Below are 24,791 nucleotides of genomic sequence, written 5' to 3'. Positions count from 1 at the left end.
GCGCAACTCGCCATAAAAATCAGACAAATATAAAGGCGACCCGGTCAGGGAATCGCATATAAGCAAAGGGGAGTGCGATGAATTGGCGTTTGGCGACCGGTGCGGCCATGGCGGCTCTGACGAGCCCGGCTTTGGCGCAGAACGGCCCGCAGGTCGCAGCTGTCCAGGTCGATCCCGATCGCCCCGACTGGGAGAACCCCGCCGTCAATGCGCGCGGCACCCGCCCCGCCAGCGCCACCGCCTTCCCCTATGAAAGCCGCGCGCTGGCGCTGGCGAGCGACCGCGCCCGGTCGAGCCGTTTCCTCAGCCTCGACGGTGCCTGGTCCTTCGCCTTTTCCCCCTCGGTCGACGGTGCCCCCAAGGGTTTCGAGCGTCCCGATTACGACGTGTCGAAGTGGAAGACGATAAAGGTCCCCGCGATGTGGCAGGCCGAGGGCTATGGCCAGCCCAAATACAACAACATCACCTATCCCTTCCCGGCGAACCGGCCGCTGGTGCCGCATGATGATAACGAGACCGGCTCCTATCGCCGCGACTTCACCCTGCCTGACGAGTGGCGCGGGCAGGATGTGATTCTTCAGATCGGTGCGGCGGGATCGGCCTATCGCGTGTGGATCAACGGCCAGGAGGTCGGTTATTCCGAGGACTCCAAGCTGCCGTCGGAATTCGACGTCACCCGCTTCGTCAAGCCCGGCCGCAATGTCGTGGCGATCCGCGTCCATCGCTGGTCGGACGGCAGCTATCTGGAGGATCAGGATTTCTGGCGCGTCTCGGGCATCGAGCGTTCGGTCTTCCTGCGAGCGGTGCCCAAGACCCGGATCGACGATCTGTTCGTCCATGCCGAGCTCGACAAAAGCTATCGCGACGGCACGCTGTCGACCGAGCTGACGCTGCCCGCGCTTCCGCAGGCGATGACCGCGCGGATGACGCTGCTCGATGAGGAGCGCTCGGTGGTGACGCAGCAGATGGCGCTGGCGAAGGGCGCGACCTCGGCCAAGCTCGACACGGCGGTGCCGGGCGTGCGCGCCTGGTCGGCGGAGACGCCCCATCTCTACACGCTGCTGGTCGAACTGATCGATGCGAACGGACAGGTGGTACAGGCCACCCCGCAGCGGATCGGCTTCCGCACCGTCGAGATCAAGGACGGCCAGGTCATGGTCAATGGCCGCCGCATCATGATCCGCGGCGTCAACCGGCACGAGCATGACCCGGAGACCTTCCACGTCATCTCCGAAGCGTCCATGCGCCGCGATCTGGAGCTGATGAAGCGCAACAACTTCAACGCGATCCGCACCTCGCACTATCCCAACGACCCGCGCTTCCTGGCGCTGGCGGACGAGTACGGCTTCTACCTGATGGACGAGGCCAATATCGAGAGCCACGCCTATATGGAGCAGGGCAACCGCCACGGCGACGAGCGCGCCAAATACCAGATCGGCTTCGATCCCGCCTGGGAAAGTGCGCATGTCAGCCGCGTGATGAACATGGTCGAGCGGGACAAGAACCACCCTTCGATCATCTTCTGGTCGCTGGGCAACGAGGCTGGGATCGGCCCGAATTTCGAGAAGGCCGCCGCCGCGATCCGGCAGCGCGACCGCTCGCGGCTGATCTCCTATCTCGGCTGGGGGACGCTCGACTGGAGCCACCAGCCCAACAGCTTCGTCGATATCTATGCGCCCATGTATGACGATATCGAAAAGATGGTCGACTGGGCCGAGGACCCGACCCGGACCCAGCCGATGATCCAGTGCGAATATGCCCATATGCAGGGCAATTCGGGCGGCAATTTCAAGGATTATTGGGACACGATCTACGCCCACCGCAAGCTGCAGGGCGGCTTCATCTGGGACTGGGTCGACCAGTCCATGTACCGCTATACCAAGGACGGGCGGCGCTATTGGGGTGACGGCGGCGAATATGGCCCCAATCCGGGGGGCGATATCGAGTTTGGCGACGGGCTGAACCAGCCCGATCGGACCCCGAACCCGCAACTGTACGAGGTGCAGAAGGTCCAGTCGCCGATCCGCTTCGATGGCTATGATGCCAAGACGGGTAGGCTGATTGTACACAACCGTCATGACTTTATCGATCTGTCTGGCTTCACCTTCGACTGGGTGGTCGAGAAGAACGGCGTTGCGGTGGCGACCGGGCAGCTCCCGGCGCTGACGATGGCGGCCGGGCAGGTGCAGACGGTCGCGCTCGCTCCCAAATTCGCCCGTGAGCCGGGGGCGGAATATTTCCTGACCGTCCGCGCCCATGCCAAGGACGGCACGATCCGCGCGGTCCCGGCCAATTATGTCGTCGGGTGGGAGCAGTTTCCGCTCGGTGGCAGATTGGAAGAGCCTGAACTGATGACGGGCAGCGTCACGGTGGCGGACAGTACCGACAGCGTCACCCTGTCGGCGAACGGCGCGCAACTCGTCATCGACCGCAAGACCGGGCTTATTGCCCGCTACACAATGGGCGGCACGCTGCTGGCGAAGGGCGGGCAGCCCAATTTCGTCCGCGCCGAAACCGACAACGACACCGCCAACGGGACCGTCGCCGAGCAGGGGCCGTGGCTGGCGATGAACGGCCGCTATCAGGTGCGCAAGGTCACGGTCGGGCGGGACCAGAGCGTCACGGTCGACCATGAGATGGGCGCGGGCGCGGCCCGCTTTGTCACCCGCTACAAAATGGTGGGCAGCGGCGCGGTCGATGTCGACGGACAGTTCGTGCCGCTGAAAGCCGATCTGCCGCCGCCGGTTCGCATCGGCCTGTGGTACACCATGCCGACCGCGATCAAGACGGTGGAGTGGTATGGTCGCGGCCCGCATGAAAGCTATGTCGACCGTCAGAGCTCGGCCGCGATCGGACTATGGCGCGGGGCGATCGCCGAGCAGAATCACGATTACATGCGGCCGCAGGATACCGGCAACAAGACCGATGTCCGCTGGATGGAGCTGTCGGGCGAGGGGGCCGGCTTGCGCGTCCGCGCGCCCAAGCCGCTGATGATGCAGGCGCTCGCTTTCCCCTATACCGATCTCTACCGCCGGGCGCCGGGGACGTGGAAGTCCACCGACATCGTGGCCCATGGCGAGACGACGCTGATCGTCGATGCCGCTCAGTGGGGTGTCGGCGGCGACACGACCTGGAGCCATGTCGGCCAGCCGCATATGAAATATCGCACCACGCTGAAGCCGACCACCGTCGCATTCCGGCTGGAGCCCTTCACCGGCGAGGGCACGAATCCCGAAAAAGCCAGGCCCGCGCGCGCGACGGAACCGCAATAGGGCTATTCTTTACTCGGACAATAAGCCATCATGCCGCATCAGGCAGAGGAGAAACCATGAAAAGGGCAACGAAGTTTCTGATCGCGGCGGCAGCGACGCTGATCGCCGGGACGGTATCCGCACAGACGGCGCCGGCGACCACGGGGGATATGGTCGCGGTACATGGCGATCGCCCCGGCGCGGTCTATGACAAGCGCATCTTCGGCCAGTTCGCCGAGCATCTGGGTACGGGTATCTATCCGGGCATCTGGGTGGGCAAGGGCAGCAAGATCCCCAACATCAACGGCTATCGCCGCGACGTCATCGACGCGCTGAAGGCGATCCGGGTGCCGGTGATCCGCTGGCCGGGCGGCTGCTATGCCGATGAATATCACTGGCGCGAGGGCGTCGGTCCGCAGGCCAAGCGCCTGACCAAGGTCAACACCAACTGGGGTGGCGTGACCGAGGACAACAGCTTCGGCACCAACGAATTCATGAACTATTCCGAGATGGTCGGCGCCGAGGCCTATGTCTCGGGCAATGTCGGCTCGGCCGCGCCGTCCGAAATGGCCGAGTGGGTCGAGTATATGACCTTCCCGTCCAAATCGACCTATGCCGAGGAGCGTCGCAAGAACGGCCGCGACCGCCCATGGAAGCTGGCGATGTTCGGCATCGGCAACGAGCTGTGGGGTTGCGGCGGCAATATGCGCCCCGAATATGCGGCCGACATCACCCGCCGCTATTCGACCTTCCTGAAGGTCCCCGCCGGCCAAACGCTGATGAAGATCGCCAGCGGCGCGAACAGCGACGACTATAACTGGACCGAAGTGATGATGCGCGATGCGGGCAACCACTTCGACGGCATCGGCGTCCATTATTACACCATCCCCGGCGACTGGTCGCACAAGGGCGCGGCGACCGGCTTCGACGAGGAAGCCTGGGCACGCACCCTGTCCAAGACGCTGAAGATGGATGAACTCATCACCCGTCACGCCGCGATCATGGACAAGTACGACCCCCGCAAGCGCGTCGCGCTGCTGGTCGACGAATGGGGCACCTGGTATGATGTCGAACCCGGCACCAATCCGGGCTTCCTGTTCCAGCAGAACTCGCTTCGCGACGCGATGGTCGCCAGCCTGAACCTCGACATCTTCGCCCGTCATGCCGATCGCGTGCGCGGTGCGAACATCGCGCAGATGGTCAATGTGCTGCAGGCGATGCTGCTGACCGATGGCGCGCGCATGGTGAAGACGCCGACCTATTGGGTGTTCGACATGTACAAGGACTATCAGGACGCCACCGTCCTGCCGGTCGATGTCCAGTCGCGCTGGTACAACAAGAACCAGTGGACCATGAAGGCGGTCAGCGCCTCGGCGGTGCGTGACAAGGCGGGTGTCGTCCATGTCGGCCTGACCAATGTCGATCCCAACCAGCCCGCGACCGTCTCGGTCAAGCTGGACGGCGTGACGGCGGGCCAGGTGTCGGGTCGTATCCTGACCGGCACGACGATGGACGCGCATAACACTTTCGACGCGCCCAACCAGGTCGCGCCGCAGCCGTTCAACGGCGCGACGCTGTCGGGTGGCACGCTGACGGTGCAGATCCCGGCCAAGTCTGTCGTGATGCTGGACCTGCGCTGATGAAGGCCCGCGCCGGGGCGCTGCTCGCCGCCGTCCTGCTCGCCCCCGTGGTGGTCATGGGGGCAGCGGGGTCCGCCGCACCCCGGCGCGACGGTCCCTGGAACACACCGGGGGCGGGCAATCCACTCCTCCCCGGCTATTTTGCCGACCCCTCCATCGTTCGCGATGGGGGGCGTTGGTATATCTTCGCCACGGTCGATCCGTGGGGCGATGATCGTCTGAGCCTGTGGACCTCGGACAATGGCCGCGATTGGAGCTTCTCACAGCCCGACTGGCCGACCAAGCAGGCCGCCACCAGCCCGACCTCGGGCGATGCCAAGGTCTGGGCGCCATCGGTGGTGAAGGCTCCGAACGGCCGCTGGTATATGTATGTCTCGGTCGGCAGCGAGGTGTGGGTCGGCTCGGCACCGTCGCCGGCGGGACCGTGGGCCGATGCCAATGGCGGCAAGCCGCTGATCGCGCGTGACTTCGCACCTGAGTATCACATGATCGACGCCGAGGCGTTCGTCGATGATGACGGCCAGGCCTATCTTTATTGGGGATCGGGGCTGAACTGGGTCAACGGGCATTGCTTCGTCGTGAAGCTGAAGCCCGACATGGTCCATTTCGATGGTGAGCCGCGCGACGTGACCCCGGCTCATTATTTCGAAGGCCCCTTCATGGTGAAGCAAAAGGGGCGCTATCTGCTGATGTACAGCGATGGCAACACCACCAAGGACACGTACAAGGTCCGCTATGCGGTAGGCACCTCGCCGATGGGGCCGTTTACCGAGGCGGCGAACAGCCCCGTCCTGGAAACCGACGCGGCCCGGCAGATCATCAGTCCCGGTCATCATGCGGTCTTCGCCGACAAGGGGAAGTCGTACATCCTCTATCACCGCCAGGCCCTTCCCTTCGTGATGGGTAGCGAGCGGGTGCTGCGGCAGGTGTCGATCGATCCGCTGACCGTGAAGCCCGACGGGACGCTGGAAAAGGTGGTGCCCAGCCATGATCCGGTGATCCCGGCCTTTGCCGCGCATCGCACGCGCGGGCTGCGCTGGACCGGCAAGGGCGCGGTATCGCTGGCTGCGGACGATAATTATGCGACCGCGTGGCGACCCGAGCCGGGGCAGCCGCCGGTATTGACCGCCGATCTGGGCGGGTTGCGCGATGTGCGCGAGAGCCAGGTTCGCCCGGCGTTCGTGATCCAGCCGCAGGATTTGCGGATCGAGGCGTCGGGGGACGGCAAGAACTGGCGCCAGGTCGCGGCGGAGAAAGGGGTGAGCGGTTCGCCGATCATCTTGCGCCATCCGGGCAAGGCGCGGTTCCTGCGTATGACGGTGCAGGCGAAGGAGCCCGCAATTCTGGAGTGGTCGATCTTCTGACTTTTTAAGCCCCTCCTCCCGGTAGGGGGGAGGGGTTTGGGGAGGGGGCCTGCCATGAGCGATGGTCTCGGTGAGACTCCGGCCCTCCCCCATCCCCTCCCGTTTACGGGAGGGGAGCGGCTAGAGGAAAGGTCGGGTCCTCAACCGCCGTTCAGCCTGAGCGAAGTCGAAGGTCAACGGGATCACACCCCCTTCGGCAACGCGAACGCCATCGTGTAATCCCCGTACCGCGTCCCCAGCGCGCCATGCCCCCCGGCGGTGATGACGACATATTGCCGCCCGTCGCGCCCGCGATAGGTCATCGGTGTCGCCTGCGCCCCCGCGGGCAGTCGGGCGCGCCACAGCACCTTGCCCGACTTCAAATCATAGGCGCGCAGATACTGGTCGGTGGTCGCCCCGATGAACACCAGTCCCGAGGCGGTGATGATCGAACCACCCAGATTGGGCACGCCGGTCTTGATCGGCACGCCCAGATGGCTGCCGAACAGCCCGGTATCCTGCGCGGTGCCCAGTATCTTCTTCCACACCACCTTCCTGGTGTTGAGGTCGACGGCGGTCAGATGGCCCCAGGGCGGCGCGTTGCATGGTGCGCCGAAGACACCGATCCACGCCGCGACGACCGCGACATAGGGCGTGTTATACTGGGTCTGGAGATTGGGCTCGCGCGCATTCTCGCCGCCCTTCTTCTTTTCCATATAGCTTTTCACGCGGGGGTCGTCGCGGCGCATCAGCCAGATCTTGAACGGCATCTCCATCGTATTGACGGTGAACACCTGCCGCACCGGATCGAGCGCCGCGCCACCCCAGTCGGTGACGCCGTCGAACGCCGGATGGCCGATGATCGGCTTCAGGCCGGTCGGCTGATAGATGCCCGTCCCCTGCGCGCGGCGGATGTCGATCCGGCAGAAAAGCTGATCGATCGGCGTCGCGCCCCAAGTCGACTTTTCGGTCGGCGCGGGCGGCGTGAACGAGGGCAGGCCGACCGACCAGGGCTGGGTCGGCGAGACCTTCACCCCCGGCGTGGCGCCGTCCTGCCGCGCAGGTCGCTCGACGATCGGCGTGATCGGCGCTCCCGTCAGGCGGTTGAGGAAATAGACCTGTCCCATCTTGGTCGTCTGGATCAACGCGGGGATCGTCCGTCCATCCGGCGCGCGATAGTCGAACAGCGACGGACCGATCGGGATATCCATGTCCCACATGTCACGGTGGACGAGCTGGCGCACCCAGCGCAGCTTGCCGGTCGCGATCTCCAGCGCGACGATCGCCGAGCCGAACCGGTCGTCGAACGGCCGCCGCCAGCCTATCCAATAATCGGGCGAGGCATTGCCGGTACCCAGATAGACCAGTCCATTGGCCGGATCGGCGGTCATCGCGCCCCAGACATTGGGCGTGCCGCGCGTATAGGTCTCGCCCGCAGGCAGCGGCGGGATGGCGTCGGGTGAGCGGCCGACATCCCATGCCCAGATTCCTGCGCCCGTGACCGGATCATAGGCGCGCACCACGCCGCTGGGGATGTTGCGGTTGACGTTGTCGACGATGCGTTCGCCGACGATCAACCGGCCGTTGGCGACGACGGGGGGCGAGGTGCTGATCTGGTCTGCGGGACCGGATACGCCCATGCTCTGCCGAAGGTCGATCGCGCCATTGGTGCCGAAGCCGGGGCAGGGCTTGCCCGTATCGGCGTCCAGCGCCATCATCCGCGCGTCGAAGGTGGGTGCGAAGATGCGGCGCGGACATGGCGTGCCCTCCGGCGCTTGGTAATAGGCGACGCCGCGACAGACCAGATAGCTGTTGCCCTGACGGCTGACCTGATCCTTCCAACTCCATTTGGTGCGCCCCGTCGTCGCGTCGATCGCCTGGACGATCGAGTGCGGGGTACAGGTATAGAGCGTGTCGCCGATCTGGATCGGCGTCGCTTCGGAATGATATTCGCGCTTGTGCTCGACCGACTCGGCGCGGTCGGGCGGATCGCCGGTCCGCTGCGTCCAGGCCAGTTCCAGCTTGCCGACATTGGCGGGCGTGATCTGTGACAGCGCCGAATAACGCTGGCCCGATAGCGTGCCGCCATAATCGATCCAGTCGCCGACCGGGGCCTGCGCCGCGATCGGCAGGCTCGCGGGCGTCTGGCGGGAGAGCGTATCGGGATCCTGCGCCTCGGCCGGGCGGGTGCGGAGCATCGGCATGGCGACCACCAGCGCCGCGATGCCCAAAGCCGCGGGTACCACGCGCGTCCGCGATTTGGACGATCGCAGTGCGCGGCCGATCCAGGGCAGGACGACCAGGATCAGCAACACGGTCGGCGCGACGACGCGCGGGACGAGTTGAAGCGGATCGAACCCGACTTCCCACACCGCCCAGATGAGCGTCGCGACCCAGATGGCGACATAGAGCCAGCGCCCGCGCTCATCGCCGCGTCCGATCAAAGCGCCCGACAGGATCATCGCCAGCCCGGTCAGGACATAATAAGGCGACCCGCCCAGCAGCGCGAGATACCCGCCCGCCACGGCGAAAAATCCCCCCAGCAGGGCCAGCGCCCAGCCCAATATCTTCGCCAAGGCACGACCCAGCAAGGACGATCCCCTTATGACTGTAACAAAAGGTTGCTCTCCGATGAACGCATGAACGGGGGCTTTGTTCGCGTATCCCGTTGATCGACGTTATTATTGGTGGACGGACGCGAAGGACGGTTATGGCGACACCCTCATCGGACCCGGTCGGAGGCGCGCTAGCCCGCTTTTTGTCGCGCTGGGTCGCGCCCGATGGCTGGGTGCATCGCCGCTATGATCGGGCGCGTGCGCCGGAAACGGCGCGGCGGGGACGGTTGCTGTTTCAGACGGGACGCGCCGACATGATCGAGAAATATGGCGAGGCGATCGACCATTTCCGCGCGCAAGGGTGGGATGTGACCGCGTTCGACTGGCGCGGGCAGGGCGGGTCGGGGCGGCTGACGACCGATGGGACCGGGCATATCGACCGGCTCGACAATCTCGTTGAGGATCTGGCGGCCTTTTATGCCGATTGGGTACGGCCGGGGGAGGGGCCGCATGTCGTGCTGGGGCATTCGATGGGCGGGTTCGTCACGCTGGCCGCGTTGGCATCGGGCAGCATCGCGCCCGATTCGGTGGTGCTGGTCGCGCCGATGCTCGCGCTGCGCTCGCCGGTGGGGCAATGGGCGGGCGCGCGGTTCGCCCGGTGGCAAGTCGAACGGGGCGATCCGCTGCGTCCTGCCTGGCGACGGCTGGAGACGCCCGCCGCCGCGACCGCGCGCCAGAAAAGGCTGACTCACGACCTGGCCCGCTTCGCCGATCAGCAGGCCTTTCGTCAGGCGCGGCCCGATCTGTGCCTCGGATCGCCAAGCTGGCATTGGGTGGCCGAGGCGTTCCGGGCGACGGCGGCTTTGCGCGACGATCCCGCTGTGTCGCGGATCGAGACGCCGGTGCTGATGCTGGTCGCGCTCGCCGATCGGCTGGTCGACGCCCGCGCGGCGGCGCGGATGGCGCAGCGCTTGCCCTATGGCGAGCTGGTCGCCTTTGGCCGCGGCTGTGCGCATGAAATCCTGCGCGAGGCCGATCCGATCCGCGCCAATGCCTTTGCCGCGATCGCCGACTTTCTCGATCGGCGCGCGCCCGTCACTTTCCGCCGCAGCGGACCGGACCACCACCCGTGACCCGGCATTTGGGCGTCCCCGCCACGGTGACGCGGCCCAGTCCTCCATTGGCGACTGCCGCGGTATAGCGCGCCCGTGCAGCGATCTCGCCCGGTCCGTCCAGCGTGGCGACCAGGTCGCCCGCCTCCAGCGCGTCGGCGGCGATCGTGGCGGGGCCGATGGCCGACAACCGTGCCTTGCCCACCCGCCCGCCATCGATCGACAATCTGGCGGGGCCGAGCAGCGTCGCGGCCAGCTGATCGCCATCGGCGCGGCCGATCCGCAATTCGCCGGTGCCCGTCACCGACAGGACGAGCGCGTCACCTTTCAGCGCCTGCACCGTCACCTGCGCGCCGCCGATGACGGTGACGCCCGAGAGGGGTGGCGCGGCGAGGGTCAGCGTAACCGGCGCATCGCCGCTGCCCGAGCGCCGGACGACCAGCGTACTGCCCATCACGAGCGCTTCGACCTGGCGCAGCGCCTTGGCATCGCCGGCCAACAGGCCGCGCGGCGAAAGCGCGGTGGTCAGCGTGACGTGGAACGGCCCCTCGACGCGCAACTTATCGAAGCTGCTCAGATCGACCCGCCGTTCGGCGGCTTGAGCTGGTGCGGCCGCCAACAAGGCCAGGGCAAGGGCAGCGAAAACGGTACGGATCGACATCGCCTTCATCCTTGCACCGCCCCGGCCGTGTCGCAAGCAGGCCCCCTTACTGCGTCCGCCCGCAACGTGCCGTACCCGATCCCGCCTTGCGCACGGTGCAAATCGAGTTCGGCCCCAGATCGGCATCGCCCGAGCCGCTCAGCGACACCTTGGCCGGGCCGTCGACCTGAACCGCCACCTGGCCCGATCCGGCGATCCCGACATCGGCCTGTCTGGCATGGAGGCCATTGGCGCGCACGTCACCCGACCCGGCGATGTCGATCTTCAGCGCGCCGACCGTACCGCTGGCGTTGACCGAGCCCGAACCCGCCACGCCGAGCTGGGCCTGCTTGACCCGCATCGCGCCGATCACCAGGTCGCCCGAGCCCGCGATCCCGCCCTTGAAGCGCGCGCCCTCCACCCGGTCGATGCGCATCCGCCCCGAACCGGCCAAACCTGCTTCGATGAGGCGCGGCAGCGTCACCAGGATGCGGACCTTGCCGCGATGGCCCCAATGCACGCCCTTCTTCAAGCCGATCCGCAGCGTGTCGCCATCCCGGGCGATGCGCAGTTGGTCGAGGTCGGACGCCGCCCCCTCGGCGCGCACCGAAAAATCGCCGCCGACCCGGATGTCGATCGGATCGCTGCCGTTGCTGGAAACGGAGGTGAAATCGCGCACGGCATAGCTGCGCGTGGTGCCCGAACCTTGCGCAGGGATATCCTGTCCCTTGGCATCGCTCTCGAACGAGCAGGCGGTGGGCATGACGAGTACGAACAGCCCGAGAAGCGTGGGAAGAAGCGGGGATTTCCTCATGAGCGGCCTCCTGTGTATTGACGTTGTAATACACATGGCTGGGCATGTCGGGCAAATGAAAAGGGGCGGCCCCGGATGGGACCGCCCCTTGTTCCTATCGGAGAAGACCGACCGCGATCAGGCGGCGGGCTTTTCCTTGTTGTAGATGGCGGCGGCGGCGCGCAGGATTTCCAGGATCTTTTCCTGGGCGCGCGGCTCATCCACCTCTTCCATCGCGGCGAGTTCGCGAGCGAGGCGGCTGGTGGCGGCCTCGAAGATCTGCCGTTCGGAATAGCTCTGCTCGGGCTGGTCGTCGGCGCGGAACAGGTCGCGGACCACTTCGGCGATCGACACCAGGTCGCCCGAGTTGATCTTGGCTTCATATTCCTGGGCGCGGCGCGACCACATGGTACGCTTGACCTTGGGCTTGCCCTTCAGCGTTTCCATCGCCTCGCGCATGGTCTTGTCCGAAGACAGCTTGCGCATGCCGACCGATTCGGCCTTGTTGGTGGGAACGCGGAGCGTCATGCGCTCCTTTTCGAACCGCAGCACATAGAGTTCGAGCTGCATCCCTGCGATTTCCTGCTTTTGCAGCTCGATAACGCGGCCCACGCCATGTTTGGGATACACGACATAGTCACCGACGTCGAAGTGGAGCGCCTTGGCAGCCATTGGGGGCCTTTCCGGGTCAAAGGCCTTCGCACGAGCGCCGGACGAGCGGAAATGGGTCCACTGTTCTCATCGGCCTCGGGAAGGAAGGGTCGAACACATCAAGGCGGGCGGTCGCAAAAACAGCTATGCCCGTCGCGGAACCATATAGCATGGTCGCAACAAAATTACCAGCATCTCCGCGATCCCGCGGGAACCATCCGGCGCAACGCCCTGCGCCGTAGCGTCAGGCGCGTCGCGGATCGCGGGATCAGTCGCCCTTGCCCGGTTCGGGGCTGAAGAACTGCTCGTACTTGTTCTCGACGCCCTTCATCGCATCGGCGTCGGGCGGCGTCTGGTCGAGCTTGCGCGTCACGTTGGGCCATTGGGCGGAGAAGGTGGTGTTCAGCTCCAGCCATTGTTCCAGCCCGCTTTCGGTATCGGGCAGGATCGCCTCGGCCGGGCATTCCGGCTCGCATACGCCGCAGTCGATGCATTCGGACGGGTTGATGACGAGCATGTTCTCGCCCTCATAGAAGCAGTCGACGGGACACACCTCGACACAGTCCATATACTTGCAGCGAATGCAGGCATCGGTGACGACGTAGGTCATGACAACTCCCAAGGTACGAACGCGTGCTGCTATGCCGCGTGTGGCGATCCGTCAACGCCCGAAACCGGGGAAGTAGCCAGATCGCAGTAACAGGCACGCCCTTCGGCGGGCGGCCCGCGCCGTACGGGCAGCGATTCCACCCTGAGCACCCGGACCTGCCCATGTTGCGCAAAGGTCAGGATGCTGCCGATCCGCACCGGCGCATGGGCGCGGTCGATCGCGCGGCCGTCCATACGGAAATGCCCGTCGCACGCCATCGCCTGCGCCGTCTCGCGCGACTTGGCGATCCGCGCCCACCAGAGGAAACGGTCGAGCCGCATCGACTCAAGGGCGGGCGCGCGGGCGGTCATGGGGCGGGATGGTCCTTTCGGTGGGAGAAATTCAACAATATGCCGCCACCCCGGCCTCCGCCGGGGTGGTTCTGTATGTCGGGTTCACGAAGGCCGCCCCCAATCGGCAAGCGCCGCGAAGGCATTGCCGGGGCGCGCTTCGACGCGCGGCGCCGGGCGCGCCGGGGGGCGGCCCCGCCAGATCCAGCGAGGGGCGTCGCCCTCCGCTGCCGGGCGCACCTTGCGGAACCCCAGATCGCCCATCAGCCGGTCGAGCGTCGCCGCCTCCAACCCGATCGAGGTCGCCAGCGAGGCGTCGGGGGCGAACGGCCCGCGACCCGCGCGCGCATCATGCGCGGCGCGTGCGATACGCTCGACCAGGTCGATCCGCACCGCCTGCTCGCCCAGGGGGCGATAGCCCGAGGCGACGCCGCGTCCCGGCTCGTCGCGGCGCAGGATCGTGGCGCCGGGCCGGGCGAGATCGGGCGTTTGCCCCCATAAGGTCATCAGCGTACGCCGCCAAGCCGCCGCACCGGGTTTGAGCAGACGCGGGTCGAATATGTCGAGCGTGCCGATGGTGATCCCCAGCCCTCGCAACCGCCGCCGCTCCTCGGGCGACAGCGCATCGATCATCAGGCGCAGCGGCTGGCGCGGCGCGATGCCGCCGGCATCCTCCAGCGCGGCGGCGACGGCGCGGATCGCGGGGGACGCCTTGGTCTCGCGCGCCAGCCCCGCCAGCCGGACCAGCGCGGGAAGCTGTCGGTCGAGCGACCGCGCCAGCCATGCCTCCAACCGGGTCTTCACTTGCTCGCGCTGGACCGGCGCCAGGCAGTCCAGATCGCGTTCCAGCCGCAGGACCGGTCGCCCCAGCGACGGTCCGGCCGTCAGCCGCGCCACGCCATGCCCGTCCCAGACCAGCCGATCCTCTTGAAGCGTGAACGCATCATGCCCGGCGGCGATCAGCGCTTCGGCGCGGCGCGACCGCTCGGTGCCCAGTCGCTTTTCCGCCGCCGCGAGCAGCAGGCGCTTGTCATTGGCCCGCGCGCCGGCCTCGACGGTAAAGCGGAACCCCTCCAGCCGACCGATGGGATGATCCTCGACCAGCACCTCGCCCTCCGGCCCGATGGTGACGGGCAGCACGCCCGCATCGGCGCCGATGCGGCGGATCAGCGCGGTGGTACGCTTGTCGACGAAACGCTGGGTCAGGCTGGCATGAAGCCCGTCGGACAATCGCTCCTCGATCTCGCGGGTGCGTTCCGCCCAATGTCGGGGGTCGGCTAGCCAGTCGGCGCGCTGCGCGATATAGGCCCAGCTACGGATCGCGGAGAGGCGGCCCGCCAGCGTCTCGACATCGCCCGCCATATTGTTGAGCCGCGCGATCTCGTCGGCGAACCACTGGTGCGGCACATGGCCCAGGCCTTCGGACAGGTGGCCAAACACGCGCGAGACGAAGCGGGCATGGGGATCGATGCCGACTTTGCGGAAATCGGGAATGCCGCACGCCGCCCAGAGCCGCGCGACCATCGCGGGCCGCCGCACCCGGTCGCGGACCCAGGGCTCGTCGGCCAGGCGCTTGAGCACCTGCAGATCGGTGGCGATCGGCGCGGCGCGCAGCACGCCGGGTTCGGGCTTGCGTTCCAGGCTTTTGATCAGCGCGTCGATGCTCGACAGTTCGGGATCGCCGTCACGCCAGTAAAGATGGTCGAGACGGGGAAAACGATGCTCCTCGATCGCCAATATTTCTTCGGGCAGAAAGGCGTCGGGGCCTTCCTCGGCCAGCGCGCCGAACGTGCCGTCGCGGTGGTGGCGTCCGGCTCTCCCGGCGATCTGCGCCATCTCGGCGACGGTCAGGCGACGGCGGCGGCGGCCGTCGAACTTGTGTAGCCCGGCAAAGGCGACATGCGCGACATCCATGTTCAGCCCCATGCCGATCGCATCGGTGGCGACGAGATAATCGACTTCGCCCGCCTGGAACATCTGAACCTGGGCGTTGCGCGTACGCGGCGACAGCGCGCCCATCACCACCGCCGCACCTCCGCGCAGGCGGCGCAGCATTTCGGCGACGGCGTAAACCTCTTCCGCCGAGAAGGCGACGATCGCCGACCGCTTGGGCAAACGGCTGATCTTCTTGGCCCCGGCATAGGTCAGGGTGGAGAAGCGCGGTCGCGCGATGATCTCGGCATCGGGAACCAGCGCGCGGATCATGGGCTTCAGCGCTTCGGAGCCCAGGATCATCGTCTCGTCGCGACCGCGCTGGTGCAACAACCGATCGGTAAAGACATGACCGCGTTCCAGATCGGCGCCCAGCTGCGCTTCGTCCAGCGCCACAAAGGCGACGTCGCGATCGGGCATCGATTCGGCGGTGCACAGGAACCAGCGCGCATCGGGGGGAACGATCTTTTCCTCGCCCGTGACCAGCGCGACCTTCTCCGGCCCTTTCAGCGCCACGACCCGGTCATAGACCTCGCGCGCCAGCAGCCGCAGGGGAAAGCCGATGATGCCGCTGCTATGCGCACACATCCGCTCGATCGCGAGGTGCGTCTTGCCGGTGTTGGTCGGCCCGAGAACGGCCGTCACGGCGCCCGATACGCGGCTGGTCATGATCCCTACATCGGGCTTCCGCTGCCCGGTTGCAACGGCATGAAGCAAGACCGGCGCTGATCTTTCCTATTCGGCCCGGTCCGGCCACGTCTTGCCGCAGCATCGGGGCGGCGGGGCGCAGCGGCTTTGACTTTCGCTCGCGCGCCCGACACCGCAAAATCCTGTGCGCCGGGGGGAGATCGGCGACGCTGCTCGGCGATTTCACGGACGCAACGCTCTTCATGTTTCTTGCTACCGACCAAGCTTTGATCCTGTCCGGCGGGACCGCCACGCGGCCGATCGGCGGTGTGGCCGCCTCGCCCACGGGGCGATGGGAGCGGTGGCGGCTGGCGGCCCGCGAGGTCGACTGGGTGCCGGATCTGGGAATGCAGATCGGCAGCCGCGACTGGTGGCGCGGCCTGGCGACTTGCCTGACGCTGTGCGCCGCGACCATCGCAATGGCGCCGGGCTTTCACCGCCCGATCCTTGGTCAGGCCCCAGCTCCGCTAACCGGCGAGGCGTGGAGCCATGCCCGAGCACAAGCCATCGCGCCGCTGGCGCTGGGGGCGGATAGCGGGCGACGTCTGGCGTCCAACGAACTGGTCGCGCAATTGGCCGAAGCGCCCGAGCGGCCGACGGTCGAGCTGTCCGCCACCATCGGTTCGGGCGACCGGCTCGACCGGGTGCTGCAACGCGCCGGGGTCGCCAAGGACCAGGCGCGCGCCGCCGCCGACATGGTCGAACAGGCAACAGGGGGCGAGGCGATCGCCTCCGGCACCCGCATCGCGCTGACCCTGGGGCGGCGGCCCGGCCGTGCCGTGGCGCGGCCGCTGGAGACGATGAAGCTGCGCGCACGCTTCGATCTGGCCGTCACGCTGACCCGCACGCCACAAGGGCTGGAGATGACGCAAGCCCCCATAGCGATCGATCGCACCCCGCTTCGCCTCCAGGGCCTGGCGGGATCGAGCCTGTACCGATCGGTCCGCGCCGCGGGCGCCCCCGCCAAGGTGGTCGAGTCCTATATCAAGGCACTGGCGGCACGCATGTCTGTGGGTCGCGATGTAAAGCGCTCCGACAGTTTCGACCTCATCATCGAGCGGGAACGCGCCGCGACCGGTGAGACGCGGCTCGGCAAGCTGCTGTTCGCCGGGCTCGACCATAATGGACGCAAGGTCCAGCTGGCGCGGCTGGCCGGCGAGGATGACGGCCAATGGTATGACGTCAACGGTCAGAGCGAGCGGCGCGGCGCGATGGGAATGCCCGTCGCGGGACGCGTGACCTCTTCCTATGGCAAGCGGGTGCATCCGATCATGGGCTTCCTGCGGATGCACAAGGGAACCGATATCGGGGCGCCCTATGGCACGCCCATCCATGCGATGATGGACGGCGTGGTCAAGTTCGCCGGGCGATCGGGCGGCTATGGCAATTTTATCAAGCTGGCGCATTCGGGCGGGATCGCCAGCGGATATGGCCATATGAGCCGCTTCGCCGTCCGCTCGGGCGCGCATGTGAAACAGGGGCAGGTGATCGGCTATGTCGGCTCGACCGGCATGTCGACCGGCCCGCACCTCCACTGGGAAGTGTGGAAGAACGGCGCGGTCGTGAACCCGCGCACCCTGAAGCTGGCGAGCGTCGCGGTCCTGTCCGGCGCGAAACTGCGCGCCTTCCGTCGCGAGGTACAGGCGCTGCTGGCGGTCAGGCCGGGGCGGTAAGGATCCCCGACACCCGTTCGCTTGGGCTGAACGGACGTGGTGGATAGGGGTTAGAGTTGAAGGCGCCTATTTCCCCGCCGCGCGCCAGCGGGTGATCGTCTCAGCCAGCACCCGATTGCCTCCCGATGGCTTGGCCCAAAGCGCGGTGATCGTCATGTCGTTCGACGCCGGGCGCTTGTCCTCGGCCAGATTGTCCAGGCTCGCCCGCATCGGGAAGCTCACGCCCTCGCCGCACAAAATCGCCTCGCGGTTGCGCAGCGCCGAAATGGTGTCGAGCAGCCCACGCCCGCCCTCGGGCATGGCCGATCGCACCATCGCCTGATCGCGCTCGTTGTTCAGCCGCATGGCGATGATCGTGCCGCATTGCGACAGCACGCCTTCGGCCAGATCGGAGGGCCGCTGGGTCACGAGCCCGAGCGAGACGCCATATTTGCGTCCCTCCTTGGCGATGCGCGACAGGATACGGCCGACCGCCGAATCCCGTTCGGCCTGCGCGGAAATATAGCGATGCGCCTCCTCGCAGACCATCAGCACCGGCCGTCGCTCGGCGGGGTGGGTCCAGATCGCGTGGTCGAAGATCATCCGCGCCAAGAGTGCTACGACGACGCCGGTCACGTCCGACGGCACGCCCGATACGTCGATGATCGAAATCGGCCGCCCGTCGCCGGGCATCCGCAGGATACGGGCCAGGAAATCGGTCATCGTATCGGCGACCAACATGCCGGAGAACATGAAGGCATAGCGGGGATCGCCCTTGATCTCCTCGATCTTGGACTTGATCCGCTGATAGGGCGCGATATCGCCGACCCGCTCCAGCTTGCTCATCTCCTGCGACAGCTGGGCGGTCAGATCAGACAGAAGATAGGGGATCGGCGTGTCGACGGTGACGCGCGGCACCTCGGCGGCGGCCCGGCTGCGCATCCGGGCGGCGAGCAGGCATTTGGCGAGCACATCGGCATCGGCCTGGCGCTGCGCGCCGCTCGCCGAGAGCAGAATCTCGCAATGCTCGTCGAAATTCATCAGCCAATAGGGCATCCGCAGATTGCCGACGTCATGGATGGTGCCGGCGTCGCGAAAGGCATGGGCATATTCGCCATGCGGGTCGATCATCACGATATGGCCGAGCGGCGCCCGTTCGCAGATGCGGTGCAGGATCATCGCGGTCGCGGTCGACTTGCCGGTGCCGGTGGACCCCAGGATCGCGAAATGCCGCCCGAGCAGCGCGTCGACGGCCAGAGTCGCGGGGACCGTGCGCGCGGGGTGGACGGTGCCGATCGTCACCGTCGTCTGGGCGCGATGGAGATGGATGCCGGCCAGTTCGGCATCGGTGATCGCGTGGATCGTCGCGCCGGGCATGGGATAGGAAGTGACGCCGCGACGAAAGCCGTACAGTTCGCCCGTCTCGGGCTGGCGCATGCCCTCGCCCATCAGGTCGATCTCGGTGGTCAGCGCGGCGGCGTCGCCCGCGGGATCGAGCGAGAGCGAGCGGATCGTGCCGATGATCCAGCGGTCGCCGCGCTTGATCTTGACGGGCATCGCGACCTGTCCCGCCGCCGCCAGCACCGGGTCGTCCGCCTCCGCCAGCGCGGCCAGCGCCTGACGGTCCAGCACGATTCCCCCCGACGATCCGGCAATGGCGAGCAGCCAGCCGATGACCGGCGTGTCGTTGGGGTGAAGGTCCGGTATCGAGGACATGGGGCGTGCCGTCATTCCATGGGAGAGAGAGCCGGACGCTAGGACGATAAGCTTAAGATTTTCCGATTCTTACACGCGTCGCGCGATCCATCCGGCGGTCCAGCCGAGCAGGATCGACAGCGCCACCGCGGTCAGGCCGTAAGGGATGGCGGCCTTGTCGGCGGCGCGCGCGACGAAGCGCTCGAACCCTGATTTGCGGATGTCGATGTCGCGCACAGCGGCGGCCAGCACGCGGCCGTCGCGGATCAGGAAGGTCTCGGCCGTGAAGCGCCCCACCGGCACGCGCGCCGGGATGGTGACGCGGGCACGGTAGAGCACATCGTCGGTGATCTCGACGGCGCGCGGTGCCTCGACATACAGGCCGCTGCGGCGGCGCTGGTCGACCAGCCCCTGCTGGAACCGCGCCTGGACATTGGCGGGCGCGGCGGAGGCGGGGGAGAGTTGCAGGCTGTCCAGCCCGAGCTCGTAGATGGCGCGGGTACGATCATCGACGATCCGGTCGATCGGCCGCGACGAGGCGATGGCGTAGAAGGACGGCGCCGACTGATAGCGTAAGCGTCCGGCATTGACCCACAGTCCGGCGATCTTCTCCTTCTCGCGGATCAGGATCGACTGAGTCGGCCCCTTGACCACGACGACGATGTCGGTCGCCTTGTCGTCGCGGGGCGGCCGGCCGCCGGGATAGAGGATCGCGCCGAACAGCAGCAGCTCGGCGCCGGTGAAGCTGTAGGCGATCTGGATATCGCGCTGTGACACGTCGGGGACCAGCACCGGCTTGGCCTGCGCCATCAACAGCGGCGAGAACAGCGCCAGGATGATGGCGGCGGGCTTCACTTGGAGCGTCACAGGGGCTGGACCGTGAAGATTTCCTCGGGCCGCCAGACAAGGCCCAGAAGGATGCGCAGGCCGACCAGCAGCACGATGACCGCCAGCGCCAGGCGTAGATATTCGGGCTTGGCATTGGTGGCGAGCTTCGCGCCGACCTGCGCCCCCGTCACCGATCCCACCAAAAGCAGCCCGGCCAGCACGATGTCGACCGCCTTTGTCGTCGTCGCATGGACCATGGTCGCGACGGCGGTGACGAACAATGTCTGGAACAGCGAAGTGCCGAGCACGACATTGGTCGCCATGCCCAATATATAGATCATCGCGGGCACCAGGATGAAACCGCCGCCCACGCCCAGCAATATGGTCAGGATGCCGGTGAAGAAGCCCAGCATCAGCGGCGCCAGCGGCGAGATATACAGACCCGAGGCATAGAAGCGCGTGCGGAAGGGCAGGGCCGCGACCAGCGGATGATGCCGCCGCCGCGCCGCTTTCTGGGGACGCCCACGCCGCTGCGCCAGGATCGCGCTGGCCGCCTCGCGCGCCATGACCGACCCGATCCACCCCAGCATCAGCACATAGACGATGGCGATGACCGTATCGATCTGTCCGCTCGCCTGGAGCAGGCGGAAGATCCACGCACCCGCGAACGACCCGACCACGCCGCCCGCGACGAGCACGCCGCCCATCTTCACGTCCACGCCCCCGCGCCGCCAATGCGCGGACACGCCCGAAACGCTGGCCCCCGTCACCTGACTGGCGGCGGAGGCGGCGGCGACGGTCGGCGGAATACCGTAAACGATGAGCAAGGGCGTGGTCAGGAACCCGCCGCCGACCCCGAACATCCCCGACAACAGGCCCACGCCCGCCCCCAGCGCGATGATGACGAGCGCATTGACCGACAGGTTGGCGATCGGAAGATACAGGTCCACGGCCGCGTTATAGACGCGCGCACCTTTCCGAACAGTGTCAACGAGTCAGAAATCGCCCGCAATGGTGAGGGCGGGACCGGAATCGGGGGCCGCGCGCCCCGCCACCCGCTGCCGCCAGTCGAGCGACAGGCGAATACGGCGTTCGGCAACGGGCAGGGCGATTCCCAAAGTCGGCCCGATATCCAGTCGCTGCGCATCCCGCTGCGCCCCGCCCCAAATTCCCAGACCTAGGTCGATCGCGGGCGTCAGCGGCGTGCTGACCCGCGCTGCCCCGTCGGCGAAGGGTTCGACCGTCCCCCGCGCCACCACGCCGCTTTGGGCATAGGCGGTGACAGTCACACCCGGCGCGAGGCTGCGCGGGCCATAGCCCGCCACGGCGAGCAGGGCCGTTCCTCCCCGTCCGGCATCCAGCGCTATCCGCTGTTCGACGATCAACCGGAGGGGGAGGCGGCGGGCGGGTTTCCAGTCCAGCCCCACTGCCATTTCGCGGCCCAATCCTTCCGATGGCGCGGACAAGCGAAGACTGGCCGACAGGTCGCCGCGCCGGTCGAGTCGGCGCAGGATACGCCCCCCCACCTGCGTCCCGCCCAGCTGACCGCCGGGCAGCAGCGCGCCTCCGCCCTGGCGCGCGACCGCCCAGAAGCTTGCACTCCATGTATCGGGGGGTGTGGGCAGGGACGGCATGGCGGGGATGATGGGAAGCGGCGGCAGGGACGGTATGATCCCGTCGGAAATTGCGGCCTCGCTTGACGGCATCACAGGATCGGGGACCTGCCGTGCTGCAAGCAGGATCGTGGCAGCCCTGGAGATGGGACGCGCCTGTCTTGGCAACGGACGCGCCGGGGCGGGTTCAACGGGCGTGACGGTCGCAGTCGGTGTCGCCGCCATCGCAACGGGGGTGACGCTCACTCCGTCCACGCCCGGCTCCGATGGCAGCAGAAACGCCAGCCGCCCCATGGTCCATAGCGCGAGGGTCGCCCCCAGAAAGCGGAGCGGCCGCCCGCTCACGGCTGGACCGAGACATCCGGAAAGACATGGCGGGTCTTGTCCCACACCACCGGGCGCCCGCGCAGGACGAGCAGATAGCGCATCATCGCGCGCGGTGCGGCGGCGAGCGCCACGAAATTGCCGACGACGAAGCGTGGCACCGACCACAGCGCCTCGCGCATGCCATAGGTGCGGCCGGTAAAGACCATCCGCACGCTCAACCGCCACCACAACAGCAGCGCATTGACGGCGAACAGGCGACGCAAACCGGGATCGAGCGGGGGCAGTGGCGCGCTCTTGATCCCGTGCAGCACGATCGCGGCTGCGTCGGCGAACAATCCCAGATACGCCGCCGCCAGCACCAGCATGGCGAGCGGCCCGCGCCGGTCGCGCAGCCGCCACCAATGATCGCCCAGCGCCAGCGGCTTGGCCCAGCCGGTGCGGTCCCAGCCGATCAGCGCGATTCCCGTCATCCACCGCGCTTTCTGCCGCACCGCCGATACCAGGTCGGCGGGGAAGAAGGCGCGCACCGCAACGACTCCGCCCGCCTGATCCGTCACCCGCGCGAACAGCCCGTCGCCGCCCAGTTCGGCGATGCGCAGGCCCAGCTCATAATCCTCGGTCAGGCTGGTCGCGTCGAACGGATCGCTGCCGCGGCGCTCGGCGATTTCGGCCAGCATATCGGGCGCGATCGCGCAGCCGGTGCCCGCCAGCGGCATTCCCGCGCCGATCCAGGTCCGCACGATCAGCTGCTTGCGATGGCTCTCCGCGAACTCATCCGCATAGTGGCCCGATACCAGCCGCGATCCCGGCACGACCAGCGGCAATACGGGCAGTTGCACGACCGCCCGTCCCTCGATCAGCGAGTCGAACACGGTCAGCTCGGCCGGATGCACGACATCTTCCGAGTCATGCAGGACGATCGCCTTGACCGAAAATCCCTCGACCGCTCGGTCGCGGGCCAGGGCGTGCCACAGCTTGTTGAGGCAATCCGCCTTGGTCGTCGGCCCCGCCCGATCGCCGATGACCAGCCGCACCCGCTCGTCCTTCGCCGCAACGTCGGCCGCCGCCGCGATGGTCGCCGGATCATTGGGGTAAAGCCCGACATACAGGCGATAATCGTCATGCACGAAACGCCCCAGCGCGGTCGACAGCATCGCGCCGATCACCTCCGCCTCGTCCCAGGCGGGGATGAAGACGATCATCCGTCCCGGCGTGATCGCCGGAGGCAGATGGTCTAGGTGCGTTTGGCCCCGGCGGCCTGTCCGCGCCCGTCGCGCCAGATAGAGAAAGTCCACCAACAGGTCGTCGACACCGCCGATCAACAGGCCTGCACCCGCGAACAGCAACAGTTCGCGCGCGGCGATGTCGATCCCCCCGATGATCCCACCCATCCGGCAATCTCCCCTTTGCCGAAGGGCAGCCTGCCTGCCAGACATGGCGGTTTCAATCGGCACCGCCGCCCATTTTGGCACATCCGCCGCGTGCCGGGTCGGCTCGGCCGACCAAATCTTTGATTTCGCCAGCAAATGCAGAGCTATGGTTGCGCGCTCTGCTGCGGTGCAACATATGGGGATGTGAAAGGATATCCCATGGCGCGGACATTTCCCCCCGGCATCGTCCATACCGCGCTTGCGGTGGGCGGCTTTGCGATCGGCACCACCGAATTCGCCGCGATGAGCCTGGAGCCCGATCTGGCGCGCGGGTTGGCCATCGATGCCCCGACGGCGGGGCACGTCATCAGCGCCTATGCGCTGGGCGTCGTCGTGGGGGCACCCTTGCTGGCGGTGCTGTCCGCCAAGCTGGCCCGCCGCACGCTGCTGATCGTCCTGATGCTGATGTTCGCGCTGGGCAACGGCTTGTCGGCGATGGCGCCCGATTATCACTGGATGCTCGCCTTTCGTTTCCTCAGCGGCTTGCCACACGGCGCCTATTTCGGGATCGCGGCGCTGGTCGCGGCCTCGCTCGTCCCCGACGACCGGCGAACGGTGGCCGTCGGACGGATCATGCTGGGACTGACGGTCGCCACGGTGATCGGCGTGCCGCTGGCGCAGGTGCTGGGGCAGTGGCTCAGCTGGCGCTGGGTGTTCGGGGTCGTCGCCGCGCTCGCGCTGCTGACCGCGACGCTGGTGGCGATCGCTGCGCCGCATGATCGGCCCGACGAAGGCGCGAGCGTCCGGCGCGAACTGGCGGCGCTGGGCCGGGGGCAGGTGTGGCTGACGCTCGCCATCGGAGCGATCGGCTTTGGCGGCATGTTCGCGGTCTATACCTATCTGGCGGCCACCCTGACCGAGGTGACGGGCGCTTCCCAGGCGACGATCCCCCTGGTTCTTGCGGTCTTCGGGCTGGGCATGACGATCGGCAATATCGTGGTGCCGCGCTTTGCCGACCGTGCCCTGATGCCGACCGCGGGGGGGCTGTTACTCTGGTCGGCGGCGATGCTGGCGCTTTACCCCTGGGCGGCGGGCAGCCTGTGGACGATCCTGCCCATCGTCTTTGCGATCGGACTGGGCGGGGCGCTGGGCACCGTGCTCCAGACGCGGCTGATGGACGTGGCGGGTGAGGGGCAGGGGCTGGCCGCCGCGCTCAACCATTCGGCCTTCAACACCGCCAATGCCATCGGCCCCTGGGCGGGCGGCCTGGCCATCGCCAATGGCCTGGGCTGGACCTCGACCGGCTATGTCGGCTGCGGCCTGGCGCTGGGCGGGTTCGCGATCTGGCTGGTCGCGGCACGGGTCTCGCGTGGCGAGATCGATATGTCGGCCGATCGGTCCCGCCGTCCGGTGGCTTTGCACTGAGATGACCGGGCGGATGATTCGGTCCGCTTCGTACACGCTGCGGACATCGCGTGATGGTTCACGCGGAAGCCTCGGCGCTCGCCGCCGCCCGTCGCCTCAGCGAAAAGCCGGGGTCTCTGGCGAGTGCCGCAGCACAGCAGCCAGAGGTCCCGGTCTTCGCCGAACTGAGGGATGCGGGGTCAGACCTTTTCGGTCAGCTCGGGCACGACGGTGAACAGGTCGCCGACCAGGCCGATATCGGCGACCTGGAAGATCGGCGCGTCCTCGTCCTTGTTGATCGCGACGATGATCTTGGAATCCTTCATCCCCGCCAGATGCTGGATCGCACCCGAGATACC

18 protein-coding genes and 1 pseudogene are annotated in these 24,791 nt (G+C 67.1%); 6 read left to right on the top strand and 13 right to left on the bottom strand.

Annotated features, from left to right (window positions below):
• Positions 1–77: 77 nt before the first annotated feature.
• Genes GGR45_RS12585 through GGR45_RS12575 form a run of 3 tightly spaced genes read left to right on the top strand, consistent with a single transcriptional unit; the run spans position 78 to position 6,255 of the window.
• Positions 78–3,272, top strand: a complete 3,195-nt coding sequence (locus GGR45_RS12585) for a glycoside hydrolase family 2 TIM barrel-domain containing protein (RefSeq protein WP_175311118.1) — start codon at positions 78–80, stop codon at positions 3,270–3,272.
• Positions 3,273–3,328: 56 nt separating this feature from the next.
• Positions 3,329–4,891, top strand: coding sequence for an alpha-N-arabinofuranosidase (locus GGR45_RS12580; protein WP_175311117.1), 1,563 nt, complete (start codon positions 3,329–3,331; stop codon positions 4,889–4,891).
• The gene (locus GGR45_RS12575) at positions 4,891–6,255 is read left to right on the top strand and encodes a family 43 glycosylhydrolase (RefSeq protein WP_175311116.1); all 1,365 of its coding nucleotides are present in this window, start codon (positions 4,891–4,893) and stop codon (positions 6,253–6,255) included. The genes GGR45_RS12580 and GGR45_RS12575 overlap by 1 nt, the downstream gene beginning before the upstream one ends.
• Positions 6,256–6,437: 182 nt before the next feature.
• Here GGR45_RS12575 and GGR45_RS12570 read toward each other — a convergent pair whose 3' ends face one another.
• Complete coding sequence (locus GGR45_RS12570; RefSeq protein WP_175311115.1) at positions 6,438–8,825, bottom strand: membrane-bound PQQ-dependent dehydrogenase, glucose/quinate/shikimate family; 2,388 nt, start codon at positions 8,823–8,825, stop codon at positions 6,438–6,440.
• A 119-nt stretch (positions 8,826–8,944) separates the two neighbouring features.
• Between GGR45_RS12570 and GGR45_RS12565 the strand changes: the two genes are divergently transcribed.
• Positions 8,945–9,922: an alpha/beta fold hydrolase gene (locus GGR45_RS12565; protein WP_175311114.1), complete on the top strand. Its 978-nt coding sequence runs from the start codon at positions 8,945–8,947 to the stop codon at positions 9,920–9,922.
• On the opposite strand, the gene GGR45_RS12560 is transcribed toward GGR45_RS12565, so the two are convergent.
• The 6 genes from GGR45_RS12560 to GGR45_RS12535 form a co-directional block, all read right to left on the bottom strand.
• Positions 9,885–10,562, bottom strand: a complete 678-nt coding sequence (locus GGR45_RS12560; protein WP_175311113.1) for a GIN domain-containing protein — start codon at positions 10,560–10,562, stop codon at positions 9,885–9,887. The two genes, GGR45_RS12565 and GGR45_RS12560, sit on opposite strands and share 38 nt — an antisense overlap.
• Positions 10,563–10,608: 46 nt before the next feature.
• Positions 10,609–11,355, bottom strand: coding sequence for a head GIN domain-containing protein (locus tag GGR45_RS12555; protein ID WP_246358208.1), 747 nt, complete (start codon positions 11,353–11,355; stop codon positions 10,609–10,611).
• A gap of 117 nt (positions 11,356–11,472) precedes the next feature.
• A complete protein-coding gene (locus GGR45_RS12550; RefSeq protein ID WP_042486954.1) occupies positions 11,473–12,006 on the bottom strand; it encodes a CarD family transcriptional regulator in 534 nt (177 codons plus the stop codon).
• Between the two features lie 247 nt (positions 12,007–12,253).
• On the bottom strand, positions 12,254–12,595 hold the full coding sequence (fdxA, locus tag GGR45_RS12545) for a ferredoxin FdxA (protein ID WP_037568754.1): 342 nt from the start codon (positions 12,593–12,595) through the stop codon (positions 12,254–12,256).
• A 29-nt stretch (positions 12,596–12,624) separates the two neighbouring features.
• The gene (locus GGR45_RS12540; protein ID WP_175311112.1) at positions 12,625–12,945 is read right to left on the bottom strand and encodes a S4 domain-containing protein; all 321 of its coding nucleotides are present in this window, start codon (positions 12,943–12,945) and stop codon (positions 12,625–12,627) included.
• 84 nt (positions 12,946–13,029) lie between these two features.
• Positions 13,030–15,525 carry a helicase-related protein gene (locus GGR45_RS12535; RefSeq protein ID WP_175311111.1) on the bottom strand — a complete coding sequence of 832 codons (2,496 nt, stop codon included), beginning with the start codon at positions 15,523–15,525 and terminating at the stop codon, positions 13,030–13,032.
• 221 nt (positions 15,526–15,746) lie between these two features.
• On the opposite strand from GGR45_RS12535, the gene GGR45_RS12530 reads away from it, so the two are divergent.
• On the top strand, positions 15,747–17,216 hold the full coding sequence (locus tag GGR45_RS12530) for a M23 family metallopeptidase (protein ID WP_175311110.1): 1,470 nt from the start codon (positions 15,747–15,749) through the stop codon (positions 17,214–17,216).
• Positions 17,217–17,282: 66 nt separating this feature from the next.
• Here GGR45_RS12530 and GGR45_RS12525 read toward each other — a convergent pair whose 3' ends face one another.
• From GGR45_RS12525 to GGR45_RS12505, 5 genes are all read right to left on the bottom strand, one after another.
• A complete protein-coding gene (locus tag GGR45_RS12525) occupies positions 17,283–18,911 on the bottom strand; it encodes an ATP-binding protein (protein WP_246358207.1) in 1,629 nt (542 codons plus the stop codon).
• 69 nt (positions 18,912–18,980) lie between these two features.
• On the bottom strand, positions 18,981–19,700 hold the full coding sequence (locus GGR45_RS12520) for a TIGR02186 family protein (protein ID WP_217497925.1): 720 nt from the start codon (positions 19,698–19,700) through the stop codon (positions 18,981–18,983).
• A gap of 53 nt (positions 19,701–19,753) precedes the next feature.
• Positions 19,754–20,668, bottom strand: a complete 915-nt coding sequence (locus GGR45_RS12515; RefSeq protein WP_175311107.1) for a sulfite exporter TauE/SafE family protein — start codon at positions 20,666–20,668, stop codon at positions 19,754–19,756.
• A 45-nt stretch (positions 20,669–20,713) separates the two neighbouring features.
• Positions 20,714–21,676, bottom strand: coding sequence for a hypothetical protein (locus tag GGR45_RS12510; protein ID WP_246358206.1), 963 nt, complete (start codon positions 21,674–21,676; stop codon positions 20,714–20,716).
• On the bottom strand, positions 21,673–23,049 hold the full coding sequence (locus GGR45_RS12505) for a glycosyl transferase family protein (protein WP_175311106.1): 1,377 nt from the start codon (positions 23,047–23,049) through the stop codon (positions 21,673–21,675). The genes GGR45_RS12510 and GGR45_RS12505 overlap by 4 nt, the downstream gene beginning before the upstream one ends.
• A gap of 198 nt (positions 23,050–23,247) precedes the next feature.
• Here GGR45_RS12505 and GGR45_RS12500 point away from each other — a divergent pair, with 198 nt between their 5' ends.
• Positions 23,248–24,453: an MFS transporter gene (locus GGR45_RS12500; protein ID WP_175311105.1), complete on the top strand. Its 1,206-nt coding sequence runs from the start codon at positions 23,248–23,250 to the stop codon at positions 24,451–24,453.
• A 179-nt stretch (positions 24,454–24,632) separates the two neighbouring features.
• Here the strand turns inward: GGR45_RS12500 and GGR45_RS12495 are convergent.
• A pseudogene (locus GGR45_RS12495) lies at positions 24,633–24,791 on the bottom strand (electron transfer flavoprotein subunit alpha/FixB family protein); the annotation flags it as partial.

This window comes from Sphingomonas zeae, assembly GCF_014197135.1.
GTDB lineage: Bacteria > Pseudomonadota > Alphaproteobacteria > Sphingomonadales > Sphingomonadaceae > Sphingomonas > Sphingomonas zeae.
Note: the sequence above shows the minus strand (reverse complement) of the source record. Positions and strands in the feature narration are given on the sequence as shown.

Coding starts and splice junctions, on each gene's coding strand:
- GGR45_RS12585 (WP_175311118.1), top strand. CDS start 78: ATGAATTGGCGTTTGGCGACCGGTGCGGCCATGGCGGCTCTGACGAGC.
- GGR45_RS12580 (WP_175311117.1), top strand. CDS start 3,329: ATGAAAAGGGCAACGAAGTTTCTGATCGCGGCGGCAGCGACGCTGATC.
- GGR45_RS12575 (WP_175311116.1), top strand. CDS start 4,891: ATGAAGGCCCGCGCCGGGGCGCTGCTCGCCGCCGTCCTGCTCGCCCCC.
- GGR45_RS12565 (WP_175311114.1), top strand. CDS start 8,945: ATGGCGACACCCTCATCGGACCCGGTCGGAGGCGCGCTAGCCCGCTTT.
- GGR45_RS12560 (WP_175311113.1), bottom strand. CDS start 10,562: ATGTCGATCCGTACCGTTTTCGCTGCCCTTGCCCTGGCCTTGTTGGCG.
- GGR45_RS12555 (WP_246358208.1), bottom strand. CDS start 11,355: ATGAGGAAATCCCCGCTTCTTCCCACGCTTCTCGGGCTGTTCGTACTC.
- GGR45_RS12550 (WP_042486954.1), bottom strand. CDS start 12,006: ATGGCTGCCAAGGCGCTCCACTTCGACGTCGGTGACTATGTCGTGTAT.
- fdxA (WP_037568754.1), bottom strand. CDS start 12,595: ATGACCTACGTCGTCACCGATGCCTGCATTCGCTGCAAGTATATGGAC.
- GGR45_RS12540 (WP_175311112.1), bottom strand. CDS start 12,945: ATGACCGCCCGCGCGCCCGCCCTTGAGTCGATGCGGCTCGACCGTTTC.
- GGR45_RS12535 (WP_175311111.1), bottom strand. CDS start 15,525: ATGACCAGCCGCGTATCGGGCGCCGTGACGGCCGTTCTCGGGCCGACC.
- GGR45_RS12530 (WP_175311110.1), top strand. CDS start 15,747: ATGTTTCTTGCTACCGACCAAGCTTTGATCCTGTCCGGCGGGACCGCC.
- GGR45_RS12525 (WP_246358207.1), bottom strand. CDS start 18,911: ATGTCCTCGATACCGGACCTTCACCCCAACGACACGCCGGTCATCGGC.
- GGR45_RS12520 (WP_217497925.1), bottom strand. CDS start 19,700: ATGGCGCAGGCCAAGCCGGTGCTGGTCCCCGACGTGTCACAGCGCGAT.
- GGR45_RS12505 (WP_175311106.1), bottom strand. CDS start 23,049: ATGGGTGGGATCATCGGGGGGATCGACATCGCCGCGCGCGAACTGTTG.
- GGR45_RS12500 (WP_175311105.1), top strand. CDS start 23,248: ATGGCGCGGACATTTCCCCCCGGCATCGTCCATACCGCGCTTGCGGTG.